The organism is Sphingomonas sp. SDUR79 (assembly GCF_056821745.1).
Genome location: NZ_JBPDIN010000001.1, coordinates 1,973,557 through 1,992,494, shown reverse-complemented (window position 1 = coordinate 1,992,494; position 18,938 = coordinate 1,973,557). Strand labels below are relative to the sequence as shown.

Here is an 18,938-nt window from a genome sequence, read left to right as displayed (position 1 = left end):
CTCAATTCTTCCCCCCAACCGGGACGACCGTGACCGAATTGCCCCGTGAAATCTTGACCACCGGTCCCTGACCGGCTGCTGCCGCGCCCGGATAGGTGCCTCCTGCTACAGGCGCGGGTGCGCCCGGCAGCGCATCGTCATCGCGCGCCTTTCCGGGCACCGTGCTGCGCTGGAAGCGCGAGACATCGGCACCGGTCGAGAAGGTCGATCCACCCTCGGCCGGGCGCGACGCGAGCCGCGCGATCATCGCCTTTTCCGCTTTGGGATCATTGCCTTCGGGCATCGTGATCTCGCCCGAGGCGATTGCCTGTTCCAGCTCGCTGCTATTGTCCGCGATCGAGCGCAGCGACAGCGACAGCGTGCCAAGCGTCTGTGCAACCGCGATCTTTTCCGCGATCCGCGGCGTCGCTTCGACCGTCACGGTCGAATAGGTGGCGACGACGGTCTTGCCCTGATCGTCCTGCTGCTTGTCGGTGCGCTGGTCGGTGGCGAGCACGCGCAGATTGCGCAGCACCGTTTCCGACGCCTTGAGTGGCGGGCCATCGCCGCCGCCTGCAACCGTCTGGGTCAGGATGAGGTCGACCCGGTCGCCCGGGAAAATGAAGCCGGCAACGGCGGCCTGCGCCGAAACCGGCACGGTCACCGCGCGCATGCCCGGTGCGAGTGCGGCGGCGAGGAAACCACGGTCGCCCGGTTTGACTACCGCGCCCTGGGTCAGCGGCTGACCGGCGGGAATCGCGAAGCGGACTACGGTGCCCTGAAGCTTGCCGAGGTCGGTGTCCTCTTTCTTGAAATAGGCACCCTCGACCAGATCCTTGGGCCAGGCGACGAACTTAATCGAATCGGGGCCGAGGATGGTGCCGACGGGCAGTGCCTTGGTCGCCACCAGCACTTCGACGGCGTCGACCGGCGCGGGCTGACCCGGAACAGGTGCCGCACCGGCGATCGGCGCGGGCGATCCCGTCATCAGGCTGCGCGCCATGAACGCGGTGATCGCCGCGACGATCAGCGCGCCGACCAGCAATATGATCTTCCGTCCATCCATGACGTCTCAGGCCTTTTCAATGTCCGACCGGGTTGCACCGGCGTTAAGCATCACAAGAAGGGGTTAAAAATCGGTTCGCGAAGTGTGAGCAGCGCGGCGATGGCGATGGCGATGCCATACGGAATCTCGGGTTGTTCGCTGCGCCTGCGGATCCATTTTTCGACCAGCATGACCAATGTGATCGCGCCCCCGGCCAGCGACATGATCACGATCAGGCTGACCAGCTTGTCGAACGGGAACCATAGAGCGATGGCGGCAATCATCTTGACGTCGCCACCGCCCATCATGCCGAACTGGAATGCCGCAGCGAACAGCGCGAACACGCCGAGGGCAACGCCCAGCTGGATCGCCATGTCGGGCCAGGGGCTGAGCCCCATCGCGAACCACCACGGCAGCGCCAGCAGCGCGATCGCCGCATTCTTCCAGTTCGAGATTTCGCGGATGCGTGCATCCTCGATCCCGGCCGAAACCAGGATCAGGACCAGCAGGCCCAGCAGAATTACAGGCGCAAATTCCCCCATCGCAATTACAGTCCTAGACGGGAGGGCTTTCCAAACCGTAACCAGCGCCCATGACCGTTTCCCAGATCGATCGCCGCGGGATCCCCGCCGGCGCCAGCGTCACCAACTGGACCGCCCGTGACGGATGGGTGCTGCGCTGCTTCGCCTGGCCAGCCAGCGGCACGCCGCGCGGGTCGATCCTATTCCAGGGCGGGCGCGGCGATGTGTTCGAGAAATATCTGGAGAGTTTTGCCCATTGGCAGGAGCGCGGCTGGACGATCACCTCGTTCGACTGGCGCGGGCAGGGCGGATCGGGGCGGCTGACCGATGCCGGCAATTGCGGGCATATCGAGGATTTCGCCCAATATATCGCCGATTTCCGCGATTTCGTGAGCGAATGGATGGCGGCGACGCCCGGGCCGCATGTCATCATGGGCCATTCGATGGGCGGGCATCTGGTGCTGCGCGGGCTGGTCGAGGGCGCGGCGCGGCCCGACGCCGCCGTGCTGATCGCGCCGATGCTGGGGCTGAAGGGGCCGTTCGGCGCGGCGCTGGGCGAGCGGCTGGCGCGATTGCTGGGCGGCGTTGGGAATTCGGCGCGCCCTGCATGGAAATCGAACGAGCGGCCCTACACCACCGACACGCGCGAATCGCTGCTGACCCACGACACCGATCGCTATCAGGACGAAATCTGGTGGCAGCAGGCCAATCCCGGCAACGTCACCGGTCCGCCGAGCTGGAAATGGGTGATCGAGGCGTTCCGGTCGACGCGCGAACTGCGCACCAATCCGGCGCTCAAGCGGATGGACGTGCCGGTGCTGGCGCTGATCGCCGAACATGACGGGCTGGTCGATGCCAAGGCGGCGCTGGCGCAGGTTGCCAAGCTGCCCGACGCGCGGGTGGTGCGTTTCGGCAAGGAAAGCGCGCATGAGATCCTGCGCGAGGCGGACAAGGTGCGGAACCGCGCGATCGGTGAGATCGACCTGTTCCTGGAAGCCCGGGCGCGGCGCGGATGAAGCATTATGATGTGGCGGTGGTCGGCGCAGGCATCGCCGGGGCAGGTCTTGCCGCCGAGATCGCACCGCACGCCAGCGTCCTCATCCTCGAGGCGGAGGCACAGCCCGGCTATCACGCCACCGGGCGGTCGGCGGCATTCTGGTCCGAAACCTATGGCGGGCCGAATATCCAGCCGCTGGTGACGGCGTCGGGCGACTTCCTGCACCATCCGCCGGAGCGGATGGGGTCGCACAGCTTCCTGTCTCCGCGCGGCGAGTTGTTCATCGCGCGACGGGAAGATCGTCACGTCCTCGATGGTTTCGTTGCCGCCTTTGCCGAGGCGGGCGTGGTGCTCGACGATGTCGATCCCGCGCAATATTGCCCTGGCATCCGGCCCGAATGGACCGAGGCGCTGTACGATGTCAGCTGTTGCGACATCGATGTGGCAGCACTCCACGGTGCCTATCTCGCGGCGGCGCGGCGCGATGGGGCGGAACTGGTGTGCGATGCTGCGGTCACCGCACTGTCGCGCGACGGGGCCTGGCGCATCGAGACGCGCGCGGGGGTATTTGCCGCCGATGTGCTGGTCAACGCCGCCGGGGCCTGGGCCGAGCCAATCGGGCTGCTGGCCGGCGCGCCGCCGACGGGAATTGCCCCGCTGCGCCGCACGATGGTGCAGCTGCGCGTCGATCCGCCCGCACCGATGAACCTGCCGCTGGTGCGTGACGCGCATGAGCGGTTTTACTTCAAGCCCGAGTCCGGCGGGCGCATCTGGCTGTCGCCGCACGACGAAATCCCGACCGACCCGTGCGACGCCGCGCCGGAAGAGATCGATGTTGCGATCGCGATCGACAAGCTGGCCAGCGCGGTGGACTGGCGCGTCGCGGCGCTGGAGCGGCGCTGGGCGGGCCTGCGCACCTTCGCGCCCGACCGCAAGCCGGTCTATGGCTTTGATCCCGCCGTGCCGGGGCTGTTCTGGTGCGCCGGGCAGGGCGGTTTCGGCATCCAGACCGCACCCGCCGCCTCGAAGCTTGCGGCGGCGATGCTGCTGGGTAGCGCGCTCGACCCGATGGTCGCGCATCTCGACCCCGAACGCTATTCGATCCGCCGGTTTCGCGGCTGAATCGCTGGACGGGCGGCGCGGCTTTGCTATCGTTCGGACTTCGCAACGAAGGAGCAGAAGATGGCCCACAAGTTCGTGATCGAGCAGAACAAGGCCGGCGAATATGTCGCCAAGTTCAAGTATAACAACGAGATCATCTTCTGGACCGAGGGCTATTCGAGCAAGGCGTCGGCGAAGAATGCGATCGAATCGATCCTGAAGAACGGTCCGGGCGCGCCGATCGAGGACTGACATTGCGGGCCGAATAATGCTGCGACAGTGATGTAGCGCGATACGATGGCTGGCGCGGCATAAGGGGCGGGGATGTTTTTCGAAAGCCGGATATTCCGCGGCTGGTATGCCGGCATGATGTTGTTGTGGCTGCTATTGTTCGCCACGCTCAGCTCGATCCCGTTCCTGCTTGACCATTGGCATTATCCGGCGATCATGGTGCTGGGCGCCTTTGTCGCGGGTCTGACGCCGGAGGGCGGGGGCGCTGTGGCGTTCCCCGTCCTCAGCGTATTTTTCGACATCAAGCGCGAAATGGCGCGCGACTTCAGCCTGATGATCCAGTCGGTCGGGATGACCAGCGCGAGCATCTGGATCCTGTCGCGCAAGGGCCGTCGGCTGGCGACCTATCGCCCCTTGCTGTGGATGATTCCAGTCAGCTTCCTGGGCTTCGTGCTCGGCATGGCGCTGTTGCAGACGATCCCGGTGTTCATCATCCAGGCCTTGTTCCTCAGCCTGATCATGACCTTCGCGCTGGCCTATGTGTCCAGCACGCATCGCGGCGACCGGCTGGTGCTCCAGCCAAGCGGCGTTGGCGATCATGCGCTGCTGGTCGGCGTCCTCATCGCGGGCGGCATGTGCGCGAGCCTGTTCGGGACCGGGGCCGATATCGTGCTGTACACGATGCTGGTCACGCGCTTTCGCATGGACGAGAAGGTGGCGACGCACATGAGCATCATGGTCATGGCGGCGATCAGCATCCTGGGTTACGCCTATCGCTTCTTCTGGGACGGCGACATCAACGATTATCAGGTACGCACCTGGCTGTGTGCCTATCCGGTGGTGTTGTTCATGGCGCCGTTCGGCAGCTACATCCTGCATAAGCTCAACGTCGAATGGATGCTGCGCGGCATCGTCGCGCTCAACATCTTCCAGCTCGGCTATTTCAATCTGAAGAACCCAAGCTGGGAAAAGCTCGCCTGGTCGGGCGGATTCAGCGTGGTGCTGTTCGCGATCTTCTGGTTGTCGCTGGCCCGCATGACGCGGCAGCGGTGGGCTCCTGGACTCGGTTGACCGGCGCGCCTCAGGCCCGCAGCGCCGCGTCGCTCGCCAGCTGGTCCGCGCGTTCATTGTCGGGGTGGCCGGCATGGCCCTTGACCCATAGCCATTCGATGCGGTGCGGTTTGGCGGCGTCGAGCAGTTCGATCCACAGGTCGCTGTTCTTGACCGGCTTGCGGTCGGCGGTCTTCCAGCCGTTGCGCTGCCAGCCTTTGATCCACTTGGTCAGGCCGTCCATCACATAGCGGCTGTCGGTCGACAGCTTGACGCGGCATGGCTTGTTGAGCGCCTTCAGCCCCTGAATCGCCGCCATCAGCTCCATGCGGTTGTTGGTGGTGTGCGCCTCTCCGCCCGACAATTCCTTCTCGACCGTCCCCGCGCGCAGCAGCACGCCCCAACCGCCGCGCCCGGGATTACCCTTGCACGCGCCATCGGTGGCGATTTCGACGAGGGGGAGTTCGGTCATTTTGAGAAGGGATCCGCTGTGCTCGATTCGCCGACGATGAAGGTCACAGCCGGGTCAAAGGTTCGATAATAGTCGTAGCGCTTTAGGTAGGCGAGCGGGTCCTTTCGCGTGACCATCGCCCCTGCGGGTGTATTCAGCCAGTCCCAAGCGCGGCTTAACAGAAAACGGAGTGCCGCACCCTGCGCCAGAACTGGCAGGGCGGCGCGTTCGGCATCGCTCAATCCAAACGAGCGGTCGTAACCATCGATAAGCGCTTTGCCGACTGCTGGCATGAACTCCGTGCCGGATGCGTCGAATGCCCAAGCGCCATGCATGACCGCCAGATCATAGGCGCGGATATCGGTGCTCGCGAAATAGAAATCGATCAGACCCGTGACCTCGTCGCCCAGCATCAGCACATTGTCGGGAAACAAATCCGCATGAATGGCGCTGGTGGGCAAATTTTCGGGCCAGCGCGACAGCACGCTTTCCAGCGCCTCGCTTACGCGATCGTAGAGACCTGGCTCGATCTGGTCGAGGTGGCGCCCGCATCGCTCGAACAGGGCTGCCCAAGTCTGCGCGCCCATCGAATTCACCCGGTCCAAGGGGAAATCCTCGACTGCGCGGTGCATCTGTCCGAGCGCGCTGCCTGCCGCAAACGCCTGAGCCGGGGTCGGGTGGGACACGGACACGCCCGACAGGAACTTGATCAAGCACGCTGGGCGGCCTTCGAGCGTCTGGATCGCCATGCCGTCGCGGTCGCGGATCGCGGGCGGCACCTTCAGCCCCTTGGCATCGAGATGCGCGAGCAGGTCCATGAAATAGGGCAGGTCGCCCGCATCGACGCGCTTTTCGTAGAGCGTCAGGATGAAGCGGCCCTTGGTCGTGTCGACCAGATAATTGCTGTTCTCCACGCCCTCGGCAATGCCCTTGGCCGAGACCAGGTCGCCGACGTCATAGCGGGCGAGGAACGCGGCGAGCGATTCGGCCGGGACCTGTGTGTAGACTGCCACCATTCCTCCGTTCGCGCTGAGCCTGTCGAAGCGCGTGCCGTGCCGCTAAAGGAAAAGACGGCCCTTCGACAAGCTCAGGGCAAACGGATGGTGGACTACGCCGCCTCGAGCCCCTTGGGCAGCTTGAACGTGATCGTTTCCTGCGCCGTCTCGACCATGCGTTCGGTCACGGCATAGCGGGTGGCGATGCGGTCGATCACTTCGCGCACCAGCACTTCGGGCGCCGAAGCGCCGGCAGTAATGCCAAGCGTGCCGATCCCCGCCAGCCAGTCGAAATCGAGATCGTCGGCGCGCTGGATCAGCTTCGACGTCGTCCCCTCGCGCTCGGCCACTTCGGCAAGGCGCAGCGAGTTGGACGAGTTGGGCGCGCCGATCACCAGCACCAGATCGCACGACCCGGCGATGGCACGCACTGCCGCCTGCCGGTTCGATGTGGCGTAGCAGATATCGTCTGCCTTGGGCGCAACGATATCGGGGAAGCGCCGCTGAAGAATGCCCAGGATCGACGCGGTGTCGTCGACCGACAATGTCGTCTGGGTGAGGAAGGCGAGGTTACCCGGCTCGGCCGGCGCGATCGTTTCGGCATCCTCTTCGGTTTCGATCAGCGTCATTGCGCCGTCGGGCACCTGACCAAAGGTGCCGATCACCTCGGGGTGACCGGTATGGCCGATGAACAGGATGTGGCGGCCGGCGGCGACCAGCCGTTCGGCCTGGCGATGCACCTTGGACACCAGCGGGCAGGTGGCATCGAAATAGGACAGGCCGCGATCCTGCGCGGCGGCGGGGACCGATTTGGGGACGCCATGTGCGGAGAAGACGACATGCACCCCGTCCGGTACCTGATCGAGCTCATCGACGAAGATCGCGCCCTTCGCGCGCAGCGTGTCCACGACATATTTATTGTGGACGATTTCATGGCGGACATAGACCGGCGCACCGTGCAGTTCGATCGCGCGTTCGACGATCTGGATCGCGCGGTCGACTCCGGCGCAAAAGCCGCGCGGCGCGGCGATGAGGAGTTCGAGGACGGGCTTTTGGGTGTCGGTCATCGCAGTCGCCTTACGCGATCCGCGCGCGGCGGGAAAGGCGCGGGATGGCCGTTGCGGGAAGGCAAAGCGCTGCCTATGGTGCCCGCCGCCGCGCCGGGTCCGCCAGAGATGGGGGAGGCGGGCATGTCTTGTTCGGGAAAGGTGCCCCAGTTGAACGTTCGCAAACTCGCGCTTGCCGCATCGATTCCGCTGGCGCTTGCCGCCTGCTCCCGTGAGGGCGACATTGCCGAGGGCGGCATCACCGCGGTTCGCTCCGCCTGCCCACGCGTCGGCGTGCCGGCCGGGACCGGCGACATCACCCTGTTCAATCCCGCCGACAGCACGGCGGCGAGCGCGATCGACGTGACCGCGACGATGACCAACGTCACGTCGAGTTGCGACGACAGCGGCGAGATGATCCGCAGCGACATCGCGTTCGAGGTGCAGGCCAGCCGCCGCTCGACCGAGGGCGCGCGCGAGGTGACCTTGCCCTATTTCGTTACCGTCGTTCAGGGCGGCACCGCGGTCGTGTCGAAGCGCGTGGCGCAAGTGACGCTGCGATTCGAACCGGGTCAGGCGCGCGCGCAGGCGAGCGGTACTGCCAACGCCTATGTCTCTCGCGCTGCCGCGACGCTGCCCGACGATATCCGCCGCCAGATCCTGGCGAAGCGCAAGGCGGGGGACGAGACCGCGGCGCTCGACCCGCTGGCGCGCCCCGAAGTGCGCCAGGCCGTGTTGCGCGCTACGTTCGAGGCGCTGGTCGGATTCCAGCTCACCGACGCGCAGCTGAAGTATAACGCGACGCGTTAAGACGGCGGACTCAAACCAATCCTCCCCCGCCAGCGGGAGGTGTCGCCAAAGGCGACGGAGGGGGAGGACGGGTGTGTCCCTTCGGTTCAGACCGAACCCCTTCCTCCCCCTCCGTCACGCTGCGCGTGCCACCTCCCCCTGGCGGGGGAGGATTGAAGGCAGGCCCGGATGAATTCCCAACTTCGCGATTGACTCGGACTGTGCGGCGCAGCATTCCCATGGCGTCGGCATCGGGCAACCGGTGAAGGCACGCGCGGGAGAGTTTGCGGGTCCCCGGACCCGGAACGCCGAAGGAGCAACCGCCCCGGAATCTCTCAGGCACCAGGGACCGCGCGGGCCACGACACTCTGGAAAGCGCTCGCTCCGTCAGGTGTGAGCCACCGAAGGGGTAAGTCCCGGACACGCTCCGGGATCAAAGCTCTCAGGTTCCCGTGACAGAGGGGGCGACGGATGAATGGCCGCGCTGTGCGGCATTCCGTCGTCAATTCTGGAGCACGCGCGTGACCGACAGCCCTGATTCCCTTACGGGCGAGCCCGAATTCGTCGAAGAACTGATGCTGCTGCCGCTCGACGCGTGGCATCGGGCGCGCGGCGGACGGATGGTGCCGTTCGCGGGCTATGAAATGCCGGTCCAGTATGAAGGCATCATGGCCGAGCATCTGTGGGTGCGCGAATCTGCCGGCCTGTTCGACGTGTCGCATATGGGCCAGCTGTTGCTGTCGGGCGAAGCCCTCGACGCCGAGCTGGAGAAGCTGATCCCCGCCGATGTCGCGGGCGTCGCGGTGGGGCAGCAGAAATATTCGCTGCTGCTGGCCGAGAATGGCGGCATCCTCGACGATTTGATGTTCAGCCGCTGGCCGGGTGGCATCTACATGGTCGTCAACGGCGCGTGCAAATGGGACGATATCGCCCATCTGCGCGAGCATCTGCCCGATTCGATCGAGATCAATCACATGGACGAGCATGCACTGCTGGCGCTGCAGGGTCCGAAGGCGTTCGATGCGCTGAACCGCCATGCGACGGGCGAATACCCGCTTGACGCGCTGGTGTTCATGAAGGGCGGCAAGTTCGAGATCGCCGGGGTTCCCGCCTATATCAGCCGTTCGGGCTATACCGGCGAGGATGGGTTCGAAATCTCGATCCCCGCCGATCAGGCGGCGAAGGTCGCCGACCTGCTGTGCGGCGAGCCTGAGGTGAAGCCGATCGGCCTTGGCGCGCGCGATTCGCTGCGGCTCGAGGCGGACTTGCCGCTCTATGGGCATGACCTCGATCCCGAGACGACGCCGATCATGGCGGCGCTGAACTTCGCGGTGGCGAGCAAGCGGCGGCGTGAGGAAGCCAATTTCCCCGGTGCGACACGCATCCTGCACGAGCGCGAGAATGGCCCGATCCAGCGCCGCGTCGGCCTGATCGTCGAGGGGCGTCAGCCGGTGCGTGAAGGCGCGCTGGTGCTGGACGGACAGGGCAACGAAGTCGGCCGCGTCACCAGCGGCGGCTTTGCCCCGACCGTGCAGAAGCCGATCGCGATGGCCTACGTCCCAACCGCGATGGCGCAAATCGGCACGCGCGTAACGCTGAGCCAGCGCGGCAAGATCCATCATGGCGAAGTGGTGCCAATGCCCTTCGTCCCCCACCGCTATGTCCGACAGGGAGCCTGAACATGAGCCGTTACTTCACCGAAGATCATGAATGGATCGAACTCGACGGCGAGATCGCGACCGTCGGCATCACCGACTATGCGCAGAGCCAGCTGGGCGACATCGTGTTCGTCGAGGTGCCCGAGGAAGGCAAGGAAGTCGCCAAGGGCGATGACGCCGCAGTGGTCGAGAGCGTCAAGGCGGCGAGCGACGTCTATGCGCCGGTCAGCGGAACGGTGGTCGAGGGCAACCCGGCACTGGAAGACAGCCCCGCGCTGGTCAACGAAGACCCCGAAGGCGATGGCTGGTTCTTCAAGATGACGCTGAGCGACACCAGCGAGCTCGACGGGCTGATGAACGAGAGCGCGTACGCGGATTTCGTGAGCAAGCTCTAATCGCGCGTCGCCCCGGCGGAGGCCGGGGCCGCTCCGTGGCGGAGCATGCGCTTTACCGATAGCGGCCCCGGCCTCCGCCGGGGCGACGGGAATTCCAATGCGCTACCTTCCCCTTACCCCGTCCGACCGGCAGGCGATGCTCGCTGCGGTCAATGCCGCGACGATCGATGATCTGTTCGCCGACGTCCCCGAAAGCGCGCGGCTGTCTGGGCCGGTGCCGGGCCTGCCGATGCATGCCAGCGAGCTGGCGGTCGAGCGGCACATGTCGAAACTGGCGGCGAAAAACCTGTCGGCGGGGAGCGCGCCCTTTTTCCTCGGCTGTGGCGCCTATCGCCACCATGTCCCGGCGAGCGTCGATCACATCATCCAGCGCGGCGAGTTTCTGACCGCCTACACGCCCTATCAGCCGGAAATCGCGCAGGGCACGCTGCAGGTGATGTTCGAGTTCCAGACCCAGGTCGCGCGCCTGCTGGGCACCGATGTCGCCAATGCGTCGATGTATGACGGGTCGACCGCGTGCTGGGAGGCGATCGGCATGGCGCGGCGCATCACCAAGCGCGCCAAGGCGATCCTGTCGGGCGGGCTGCATCCGCATTATGTCTCGGTCGCCAACACCATGGCCAAATATACCGGCGACACGCTGGTCACCGCGGTGCCGGAGCTGACGGCCGAGCCGGACACGGCGAAGCTGATCGACTTGATCGACGACGAAACCTCGTGCGTCGTGGTGCAATATCCCGACATTCTCGGCCGCATTGCCGACCTGTCCGACCTCGCTGCTGCGTGCCAGGCGAAGAAGGCGCTGCTGGTCGCGGTGGTGACCGAGCCGGTGGCGCTGGGGGCGATCAAGTCGCCCGGTGAGATGGGCGCGGACATCGTCGTCGGCGAAGGCCAGTCGATCGGCGTCGGCCTGCAGTTCGGCGGCCCCTATGTCGGCCTGTTCGGCTGCAAGGAAAAATACGTCCGACAGATGCCCGGCCGCCTGACGGGTGAGACGGTGGATGCCGAGGGCAAGCGCGGCTTCGTGCTGACGCTCTCGACGCGCGAGCAGCATATCCGCCGCGAAAAGGCGACGTCGAACATCTGCACCAGCTCGGTGCTGTGCGCGCTCGCCTGGTCGGTGCACATGACGTTGCTGGGTGAGAAGGGGCTGCGGCAGCTCGCGATGCTCAACCATGCGGGCGCGAGCGCGGCGGCGGACCGGCTGGCGCAGGTGCCGGGCGTCGAGCTGGTGACGCCGACTTTCTTCAACGAATTCACGCTGAAGCTGCCCAAGGAAGCACGCCCGGTCGTGCGCGAACTCGCCGACAAGGGCATCCTCGCCGGCGTGTCGCTCGGCCGTCTCTATCCGGGCGAGGGGGCGTTGGAGAACGGCCTCGTCGTCGCGGTCACCGAAACCACCACGGCGGAGGATGTCGAAACCCTTGCCGCCGCTCTTCAGGAGGTGCTGGCATGAGCACGATCAACCAGAGCGGCTGGCGTCCGCAGATGAACGCGGTCGAGGGTGAGGCTGCCGCCACCTTCACCGGCAACCGCGCGCTGATGCTCGAAGAGGCGCTGATCTTCGAGATCGGCTCGCTCGACACGACCGGCGTCGATTTTGCCGAAGCGCCCAAGGCGGCGTCGCGACTGGGCGGGCTGGAGCGGCATCGCGACATCGGCCTGCCGGGCCTGAGCGAGCCGGAGGCGGTCCGCCATTACACCCGCCTGTCGCGCCAGAACTATGGGATCGACCTCGGCTTCTTCCCGCTGGGCAGCTGCACGATGAAGCATAATCCGCGCCTGAATGAGCGGATGGCGCGGCTTCCCGGCTTTGCCGACATCCATCCGCTCCAGCCGATCGACACGGTGCAGGGCGCGCTGGAAGTGATCGACCAGCTGGCGCACTGGCTGGTCACGCTGACCGGCATGAAGGCCGTGGCGATGTCGCCCAAGGCGGGCGCGCATGGCGAGCTGTGCGGTATCCTGGCGATCAAGGCGGCGCTGGAAGCACGGGGCGAGGATCGCCGCGTGGTGCTGGTCCCCGAAAGCGCGCACGGCACCAACCCGGCGACGGCGGCGTTTGCGGGCTTCACGGTCGAGGATATTCCGGCGACCCCGGACGGGCGCGTCGATGTCGCGGCGCTCACCGCGCGGCTGGGACCGGACGTGGCGGCGGTGATGATCACCAACCCCAATACCTGCGGCCTGTTCGAGCGTGACCTGAAGACGATCAGCGACGCGGTGCACGCAGCGGGCGGTTACGTCTATTGCGACGGCGCGAACTTCAACGCGATCGTCGGCAAGGTGCGCCCGGGCGACCTCGGCGTCGATGCGATGCACATCAACCTGCACAAGACCTTCTCGACCCCGCATGGTGGTGGTGGGCCGGGTTCGGGGCCGGTGGTGCTGTCGGAGGCGCTGGCACCGTTCGCACCGCTGCCGTTCGTCGAGGAACAGGATGGCCGATTCGTGCTGGTTGAAGAGGAAACCGCAGGCGAGCATCACGGCTCCAGCTTTGGCCGCATGGTCTCGTTCCACGGTCAGATGGGCATGTTCACCCGCGCGCTGACCTATATCCTCTCGCACGGCGCGGACGGGCTTCGCCAAGTGGCGGAGGACAGCGTCCTCAACGCCAACTATGTCCTGCGCAGCCTGGAGGATGTGCTCGACGCGCCCTTCGCCGCGAGTGGGCCGTGCATGCATGAGGCGATCTTCAGCGACCGTGGCTTGGCCGAGGGCTTCTCGACGCTCGACATCGCCAAGGGGCTGATCGACGAGGGCTTCCACCCGATGACGGTCTATTTCCCGCTGGTCGTCCATGGCGCGATGCTGGTCGAGCCGACCGAGACCGAGAGCAAGGCGGCGCTGGATCAGTTCATCGGCGCGTTCCGTTCGGTCGCACAGCGCGCCAAGGCGGGCGATGCTGCGCTCAAGACCGCGCCGCACTTCGCGCCGCGCCGCCGCCTCGACGAGACGCTGGCCGCGCGCAAGCCGGTGCTGGTGTGGAAGGAGCCGGCCCAGGCCCAGGCGGCCGAGTAACATTTTTCGTCTGTTTAACCGGGTTGGATTTCGGTCTAACCCGGCTCCCGGGCGGGCGGCGGCTTCGTGCCGCCGCCCGTTTTGGTTTTGGGGAGGCGAAGATGATGCGCGGCGCAATGGCTTTGATCGTGGCAATGTTGATGGCGGCACCGGCAATGGCGGTGCAGGATCCGCGCATCCCGCAGGCTGAGCAGGACGCGGACCGGATCGAAGCGCAGCGCATGTATGACGCCCAGCGCCAGCGCGATCAGGCCGAGGCGGATCGCATCGCCCGGATCACGCTGGAGCGCAAGACCGATTACGAACTCTATCTGGCGCGGCAAAAGGCCGAGCATGAGGCGAAGATGGCCGCGTGGCGGGCCGACGTAGCGCGGCGTGAGGCCGAAGCCGCGCGCGTGCGGGCCGAGTGGGAGGCACAGGTCGCGCGGTGCAAGGCGGGCGACCGCTCGGCCTGCGCGCCGAAATGAGCGATCCGACGCCGTGGATCGTCGCGGAGGATAGCGGCGCGGTGCGCAAGCATGCGCCCGCCACGCTGCGCAACCGGGAGGCGATTGCGGCGGAGCTGGCGGTGCTGTTGCCAGCGCACGGCACGGTGCTGGAGGTCGCGAGCGGCAGCGGGGAGCATGCCGCGTTCTTTGCCGAGCGCTTCCCCGCGCTGACCTTCGTGCCCAGCGATCCCGACGCGGCGGCGCGGGCGTCGATCGCGTCATGGTGCGCAGGGCTAGCCAATGTCGCCCCGCCGCTGGCGATCGATGCGGCGGCGGGGGAGTGGCCGATCGCCGCCGCCGATGCGGTGCTGTGCATCAACATGGTGCATATCAGCCCGTGGGCGGCGACGGTCGGGCTGTTCCGCGCGTGCGCCGCGCTGTTGCCGTCGGGCGGCCCGCTGATCCTCTACGGCCCGTATCGCGAGGCGGGGGTGGAAACGGCGGAGTCCAATCTGGCGTTCGATGAATCGTTGAAGGCACGCAATCCGGCGTGGGGCCTGCGCGATGTTGCGGAGTTGGACCGGCTTGCAGAGGACTGTGGCTTCGCGCGCACCGGGCGGGTGGTGATGCCGGCGAACAATCTGATGTTGGTGTATCGCAGGGGTGGTGGCGCGTAAGGTAACGTTGCGGGTCGCAGCTACGGGTTAGCGCGGGTTCGGTTCGTTAGCTGCCTTTCGGCTAACGACCCATTGCGGACATAGAAGCGTCAGGACTGCAAGGCTTGGAGAGCTTCTGCGGCCGCGGCCCGCACACGGCTCATGAGCGGGTCAGCAATGATGTCTTGCGGAGCTCTGCTGGAATCTATCCGGCGCAGCAACGTTCCGATCAAAACGAGTTGATTATCGATTTGCTCGCCAAGCCCGGTCGAATTTCTTTCTAAGGCATAGCCAAGACCGCTGTCGTCGAAAAGAATGCACCGCGCTTCGACGAACGACGAGACTTCCTTTCCAGCGCTGCCATCCGAGAGCCATAGCCGGACCTGTTCACGCTCGTCGGACAGCTCTTCAAGCGCCCATCGCACATGCTCGATATTCACATTTGCGGCCATGTTCTGAGTGTGCCCGAATAGGCTGGATACAGCAATGACCGCTTCCACCCATTTGCAGCCACTACCGAACAGACCTCGAAATCCCGAAATCAGACGCCGCAATACCCCGCGCCAGCGCGCCCTTCAGTCGTCCTCCACATCTGCAACCGCCTCAACCGGCCCCGCCCGCCGCGCCAGTCCCAGCCGTTGCTCGCGCCAGGCGATGTAGAGGCCGCTGGCGACGATGATCGGGGCGCCGATCCAGGTCCATTGGCTGGGCAGCACGCCGAATAGCACATAGCCATAGAGCGTCGCCCAGATCAGGCTGGAATAATCCATCGGCACCACCGCCGAGACCGGGGCGAAGCGCAGCGCGGCGGTGAGCGCGAGCTGGCCCGCGCCGCCGACCAGGCCGATGCCGATCAGGATCGCAAAGGTCTGCCAGTCGTGCATCTGCGCGAAGAAGGGGTAGGCGATCGCGAGCGGCGGCACCGACAGGGTCGAGAACCAGAAGACGGTCGTCGCGGGCCGTTCGGTCTTGGCCATCTGGCGCAGCTGGATCGCGATCAGCGCGACGAAGAAGGCCGCGGTCAGCCCGACCAGCGCGCCGGTGAGCGGGATATGCCCGTCGCCCGGCTGCGCGACCAGCACCACGCCGACGAACCCCGCAATCACCGCCGCCCAGCGCCGCCACCCGGTTGTTTCACGCAGCACCAGCGCGCCGAGGATCGTGGCAAAGATCGGAGCGGTGAAGGAGAAGGTCGTCGCCTCGGCCAGCGGGAGCAGCAGCACCGCGCCGAAATTGAACACCATGCCGGTCAGCCCGATCACGGTGCGGTTGATGTGCAACCCGAACCGCCGCGTGCGGATCGACCGCATCCCGGGGCCGGCGGCGATCCAGGCGAGGATGAACGGGATCGCGAACAGCTGACGAAACAACATGATCTCGGCCAGATTGGCGCCGCCTTGCTCCGCCAGCTTGATCAGCGCGCCCATGGTCGAGAGCATCAGGATGGCGAGCAGGCGCAGGCCAAGGCCGGTAAGGACGCGATCACGATGCACCGCGCCTGCCTAGAGACGACGTTGCGGTGCGGCAAGGCGCGAAGGGGCGTGACGCGCCCCAAATCGCGCGCTAATCGCGCAGCCATGATCAAACGCGCACTCAACGTCACCCGCGAAGCGGATTTCGCCGCCTGGTATCAGGCCGTTATCACCGAAGCCGATATGGCCGAGGAAAGCGGCGTGCGCGGGTGCATGGTCATCCGGCCATGGGGCTATGGCATCTGGGAGCGGATCCAGCGGCTGCTCGACGATCGCATCAAGGCGACGGGGCACGAGAATTGCTATTTCCCGCTGTTCATCCCCTTGAGCTATTTCGAGAAAGAGGCCGAGCATGTCGACGGCTTTGCCAAGGAGATGGCGGTCGTCACGCATCACCGGCTGGTGCAGAAGGACGGGCGGCTGGTGCCCGATCCCGATGCGAAGCTGGAGGAGCCGCTGGTCGTCCGCCCGACATCGGAAACGGTGATTGGTGCCGCGATGGCGCGCTGGGTCCAGTCGTGGCGCGACCTGCCCGTGCTGATCAACCAGTGGGCCAATGTCGTGCGCTGGGAAATGCGGACCCGCATGTTCCTGCGCACCGCGGAGTTCCTGTGGCAGGAGGGGCATACCGCCCACGCCACGGTCGACGAGGCGCGCGAAGAGACGATGAAGATGCTGGAGGTCTATCGCGAATTCGCCGAGACCTGCCTCGCCATGCCGGTCGTCGCGGGCGAGAAGCCGGAGAATGAGCGCTTCCCCGGCGCGGTTGCGACCTACAGCATCGAGGCGATGATGCAGGACGGCAAGGCGCTGCAGGCCGGCACCAGCCACTTCCTCGGCACCACCTTCTCCAGCGCGCAGGGTATCAAGTATCAGAATGCCGAAGGCGTGCAGGAGCTGGCGCAGACGACCAGCTGGGGCGTGTCGACGCGCATGATCGGCGGCGTGATCATGGTGCATGGCGACGATGACGGCCTGCGCGTACCGCCGCGCATCGCGCCGTGGCAGATCGTGATCGTGCCGATGCTGCGCGACACAGACGAGGACGCCGCGCTGATCGATTATTGCAAGGGGCTGCAGGCCGAGCTGGCCAAGCAGAGCGCGCTGGGCGAGCCGGTGCGCGCGCTGCTCGACCTCAAGGCGGTCAAGGCGGCGACCAAGCGCTGGGGCTGGGTCAAGAAGGGTGCGCCGGTGGTGATCGAGGTCGGCGGGCGTGACATGGCGGGCGGCAATGTCTCCGTCATCCGCCGCGACCGGCTGTATCGCGAGGACGGCAAGCTCGACAGCGCGGTGGTCGCGAAGGACGCGTTCGTCGCGGGTGCGGCGGCGCTGCTGGAGGAAATCCAGTCCGGGCTGCACGCCGATGCGCGCGCGCGGCTGGATGCGAACATCGTGCGGGGCGTCGAGAGCTTCGACGCGCTCAAAGCGCATTTCGAGGGGTCTGGGAAGTATCCGGGCTGGGTCGAGGTGCAGTGGAGCAAGCCCGAGGGCGCGGAGCTGGATGCGGTGGTCGAGCGGATCAAGGCGCTCAAGCTGACCTTCCGTAACGTGCCGCTGGGCGCGGCTCCGGCGGACGGGGCATGCGTGTTCACCGGCAAGCCTGCGGTGGAGCGGATCCTGGTCGCGCGGGCATATTGAGGCAGAAATGACTGCCCCCGCCGGAGCGGGGGCAGTTGAAGCTTATTCGGCGCCGGTGCCGGGCTCGGTCGTCTTCGGCGGCTTGCCGTCTTCCATCCGACCTTCATTGCGCAGGTCGCGGCCTTCCTGAGCTGCCTTCTGGCCCTCGGGCGAATCGCGATGCTCGTTGAGCTCTTCCTTGACGTAGCCGGCGGCTTCCTTTGCTTTTCCTTCGATGCTCATTGTCGGTCTCCTGATTGCCAAGTTACTGACATTAAGCGCTTCAAGCGCCGAAAAGGTCCGTGGTCAGGGAAGGCGTCGGTCACGCGTCACCGGGCGGGCCGCGATGCCGAACTGCGGCGCGAGCAACCGTAGCGCATGTTCGGCGAGTGCGCGGGCGGTGGTGATCTTGCCGCCGAACACCGACAGGATCGGGGCGCTCTGCGTGTCGAGGTCGAGGTGGTAGTCGCGGGTCACCGTCCGTGCCTCGTCCGCGCCATTGTCGTAGAGCGCACGGATGCCGGACCAGGTGCCGGTCACCTTTGTGGGAGCGATCTGGCGCTGGAAATAGCGGTTCGCAGCGGCGCAGAGATAGGCGATCTCCTCCGGGTCGATGCCCGCATCGCCGGGATGCGCGACGGGCACATCGGTAGTGCCGATCATCGTTTCCCCCCGCCACGGCGCGGCGAAGACCACGCGGCGGTCGGGCTGTTGCAGGATATAGGCATGGTCACCCTCCCACAGCGCCGGGACGGTGATATGGCTGCCCTTGATCAGGCGCAGGCCGCTGGTCGTGGCGACGCCGAGCGTGTCGAGCAAGTCGCGAACCCATGGGCCGGCGGCGTTGACGATCGCGCGGGCGTTGAACGTCCGCCCGTCCGAGAGCGCGGCAGTCCAGCCCTCGGCGTCGCGTTGCGCGCTGGTCACCGTAACGCCGGTGACGATCTCCGCCCCGTTCGCAGCCGCATCCTTGGCATTGGCGCGGACCAGAGCGGCGTCGTCGACCTGCGCGTCCCAATAGAGGAATCCGTCGCTGTCCGGGGTCAGCGGGGCGAGGCGAGGGTCGTCGCGGCGCAACGACCGGGAGCGCGGGAGCGAGGAGCCGAGGCCGAGCAGGTCGTAGAGATACAGCCCCGCCCGCACCATCCAGCGTGGGCGCACGGCATGGGCATGCGGCAGGACGAACGCCATCGGGCGGATCAGATGCGGCGCCGTCGCCAGCATCCGCTCGCGCTCGATCAGCGCCTCGCGCACCAGGCGGAACTCATAGGTTTCGAGATAGCGCAGCCCGCCATGGATCAACTTGCTCGACGCGGAGGACGTATGCGCGGCGAGGTTGTCGCGTTCGACCAGCAGTACGCGCAGCCCGAGCAACGCGGCCTCGCGCGCAATGGCACAGCCGTTGATGCCGCCGCCGATGATGAGGAGGTCATGGGTCACCCCGCCAGCCTAATCGCTCGCGTGCGGCGGGGCGACCGGTTTCGAC

At 66.2% G+C, this 18,938-nt stretch carries 21 protein-coding genes and 1 riboswitch; of the genes, 12 read left to right on the top strand and 9 right to left on the bottom strand.

Annotated elements, in window-relative coordinates; translation table 11 throughout:
- Position 1: 1 nt before the first annotated feature.
- Together cpaB and ACRYLO_RS09815 are read right to left on the bottom strand one after the other, a co-directional pair.
- Positions 2-1,045, bottom strand: a complete 1,044-nt coding sequence (gene cpaB, locus ACRYLO_RS09820) for a Flp pilus assembly protein CpaB (RefSeq protein WP_294018014.1) — start codon at positions 1,043-1,045, stop codon at positions 2-4.
- Between the two features lie 50 nt (positions 1,046-1,095).
- Positions 1,096-1,566, bottom strand: a complete 471-nt coding sequence (locus ACRYLO_RS09815; RefSeq protein ID WP_482659980.1) for an A24 family peptidase — start codon at positions 1,564-1,566, stop codon at positions 1,096-1,098.
- 50 nt (positions 1,567-1,616) lie between these two features.
- Between ACRYLO_RS09815 and ACRYLO_RS09810 the strand changes: the two genes are divergently transcribed.
- The 4 genes from ACRYLO_RS09810 (at position 1,617) to ACRYLO_RS09795 (ending at position 4,945) form a co-directional block, all read left to right on the top strand.
- On the top strand, positions 1,617-2,561 hold the full coding sequence (locus tag ACRYLO_RS09810) for an alpha/beta fold hydrolase (RefSeq protein ID WP_482659979.1): 945 nt from the start codon (positions 1,617-1,619) through the stop codon (positions 2,559-2,561).
- On the top strand, positions 2,558-3,664 hold the full coding sequence (locus ACRYLO_RS09805; protein ID WP_482659978.1) for an NAD(P)/FAD-dependent oxidoreductase: 1,107 nt from the start codon (positions 2,558-2,560) through the stop codon (positions 3,662-3,664). The genes ACRYLO_RS09810 and ACRYLO_RS09805 overlap by 4 nt, the downstream gene beginning before the upstream one ends.
- A gap of 60 nt (positions 3,665-3,724) precedes the next feature.
- Positions 3,725-3,895, top strand: coding sequence for a YegP family protein (locus ACRYLO_RS09800; RefSeq protein ID WP_482659977.1), 171 nt, complete (start codon positions 3,725-3,727; stop codon positions 3,893-3,895).
- Positions 3,896-3,967: 72 nt separating this feature from the next.
- The gene (locus tag ACRYLO_RS09795; RefSeq protein WP_482659976.1) at positions 3,968-4,945 is read left to right on the top strand and encodes a sulfite exporter TauE/SafE family protein; all 978 of its coding nucleotides are present in this window, start codon (positions 3,968-3,970) and stop codon (positions 4,943-4,945) included.
- Positions 4,946-4,955: 10 nt separating this feature from the next.
- Here the strand turns inward: ACRYLO_RS09795 and rnhA are convergent, their stop codons facing one another.
- The 3 genes from rnhA to ispH form a co-directional block, all read right to left on the bottom strand.
- Positions 4,956-5,396: a ribonuclease HI gene (gene rnhA / locus ACRYLO_RS09790; RefSeq protein ID WP_482659975.1), complete on the bottom strand. Its 441-nt coding sequence runs from the start codon at positions 5,394-5,396 to the stop codon at positions 4,956-4,958.
- The gene (thrB, locus tag ACRYLO_RS09785; protein ID WP_482659974.1) at positions 5,393-6,388 is read right to left on the bottom strand and encodes a homoserine kinase; all 996 of its coding nucleotides are present in this window, start codon (positions 6,386-6,388) and stop codon (positions 5,393-5,395) included. The genes rnhA and thrB overlap by 4 nt, the downstream gene beginning before the upstream one ends.
- 95 nt (positions 6,389-6,483) lie before the next feature.
- Complete coding sequence (gene ispH / locus ACRYLO_RS09780; RefSeq protein WP_482659973.1) at positions 6,484-7,437, bottom strand: 4-hydroxy-3-methylbut-2-enyl diphosphate reductase; 954 nt, start codon at positions 7,435-7,437, stop codon at positions 6,484-6,486.
- 108 nt (positions 7,438-7,545) lie between these two features.
- Between ispH and ACRYLO_RS09775 the strand changes: the two genes are divergently transcribed.
- The 7 genes from ACRYLO_RS09775 to ACRYLO_RS09745 all read left to right on the top strand — a co-directional run bounded on the left by ACRYLO_RS09775 (position 7,546) and on the right by ACRYLO_RS09745 (position 14,384).
- Positions 7,546-8,226, top strand: a complete 681-nt coding sequence (locus ACRYLO_RS09775; protein WP_482661714.1) for a hypothetical protein — start codon at positions 7,546-7,548, stop codon at positions 8,224-8,226.
- A 244-nt stretch (positions 8,227-8,470) separates the two neighbouring features.
- Positions 8,471-8,567: riboswitch (glycine riboswitch) on the top strand.
- 213 nt (positions 8,568-8,780) lie between these two features.
- Positions 8,781-9,884 (top strand): glycine cleavage system aminomethyltransferase GcvT, encoded by a 1,104-nt coding sequence (gene gcvT / locus ACRYLO_RS09770; protein ID WP_482661713.1) that lies wholly within the window; start codon positions 8,781-8,783, stop codon positions 9,882-9,884.
- Between the two features lie 2 nt (positions 9,885-9,886).
- A complete protein-coding gene (gcvH, locus tag ACRYLO_RS09765) occupies positions 9,887-10,258 on the top strand; it encodes a glycine cleavage system protein GcvH (protein ID WP_482659972.1) in 372 nt (123 codons plus the stop codon).
- Positions 10,259-10,355: 97 nt separating this feature from the next.
- Positions 10,356-11,714: an aminomethyl-transferring glycine dehydrogenase subunit GcvPA gene (gcvPA, locus tag ACRYLO_RS09760; RefSeq protein ID WP_482659971.1), complete on the top strand. Its 1,359-nt coding sequence runs from the start codon at positions 10,356-10,358 to the stop codon at positions 11,712-11,714.
- 32 nt (positions 11,715-11,746) lie between these two features.
- The gene (gene gcvPB / locus ACRYLO_RS09755) at positions 11,747-13,279 is read left to right on the top strand and encodes an aminomethyl-transferring glycine dehydrogenase subunit GcvPB (RefSeq protein ID WP_482661712.1); all 1,533 of its coding nucleotides are present in this window, start codon (positions 11,747-11,749) and stop codon (positions 13,277-13,279) included.
- Positions 13,280-13,395: 116 nt separating this feature from the next.
- Positions 13,396-13,746, top strand: coding sequence for a hypothetical protein (locus ACRYLO_RS09750; RefSeq protein ID WP_482659970.1), 351 nt, complete (start codon positions 13,396-13,398; stop codon positions 13,744-13,746).
- A complete protein-coding gene (locus ACRYLO_RS09745; protein WP_482659969.1) occupies positions 13,743-14,384 on the top strand; it encodes a DUF938 domain-containing protein in 642 nt (213 codons plus the stop codon). The genes ACRYLO_RS09750 and ACRYLO_RS09745 overlap by 4 nt, the downstream gene beginning before the upstream one ends.
- Positions 14,385-14,473: 89 nt before the next feature.
- Here ACRYLO_RS09745 and ACRYLO_RS09740 read toward each other — a convergent pair whose 3' ends face one another.
- A complete protein-coding gene (locus tag ACRYLO_RS09740; RefSeq protein ID WP_482659968.1) occupies positions 14,474-14,815 on the bottom strand; it encodes a hypothetical protein in 342 nt (113 codons plus the stop codon).
- Between the two features lie 123 nt (positions 14,816-14,938).
- Positions 14,939-15,856, bottom strand: coding sequence for a DMT family transporter (locus ACRYLO_RS09735; RefSeq protein WP_482659967.1), 918 nt, complete (start codon positions 15,854-15,856; stop codon positions 14,939-14,941).
- 84 nt (positions 15,857-15,940) lie between these two features.
- Between ACRYLO_RS09735 and ACRYLO_RS09730 the strand changes: the two genes are divergently transcribed.
- Complete coding sequence (locus tag ACRYLO_RS09730; protein ID WP_482659966.1) at positions 15,941-17,473, top strand: aminoacyl--tRNA ligase-related protein; 1,533 nt, start codon at positions 15,941-15,943, stop codon at positions 17,471-17,473.
- Between the two features lie 42 nt (positions 17,474-17,515).
- On the opposite strand, the gene ACRYLO_RS09725 is transcribed toward ACRYLO_RS09730, so the two are convergent.
- Both ACRYLO_RS09725 and glpD read right to left on the bottom strand, forming a co-directional pair.
- Positions 17,516-17,695: a hypothetical protein gene (locus ACRYLO_RS09725; RefSeq protein ID WP_482659965.1), complete on the bottom strand. Its 180-nt coding sequence runs from the start codon at positions 17,693-17,695 to the stop codon at positions 17,516-17,518.
- A gap of 63 nt (positions 17,696-17,758) precedes the next feature.
- Positions 17,759-18,892 (bottom strand): glycerol-3-phosphate dehydrogenase, encoded by a 1,134-nt coding sequence (glpD, locus tag ACRYLO_RS09720; protein ID WP_482659964.1) that lies wholly within the window; start codon positions 18,890-18,892, stop codon positions 17,759-17,761.
- Positions 18,893-18,938: the final 46 nt, after the last annotated feature.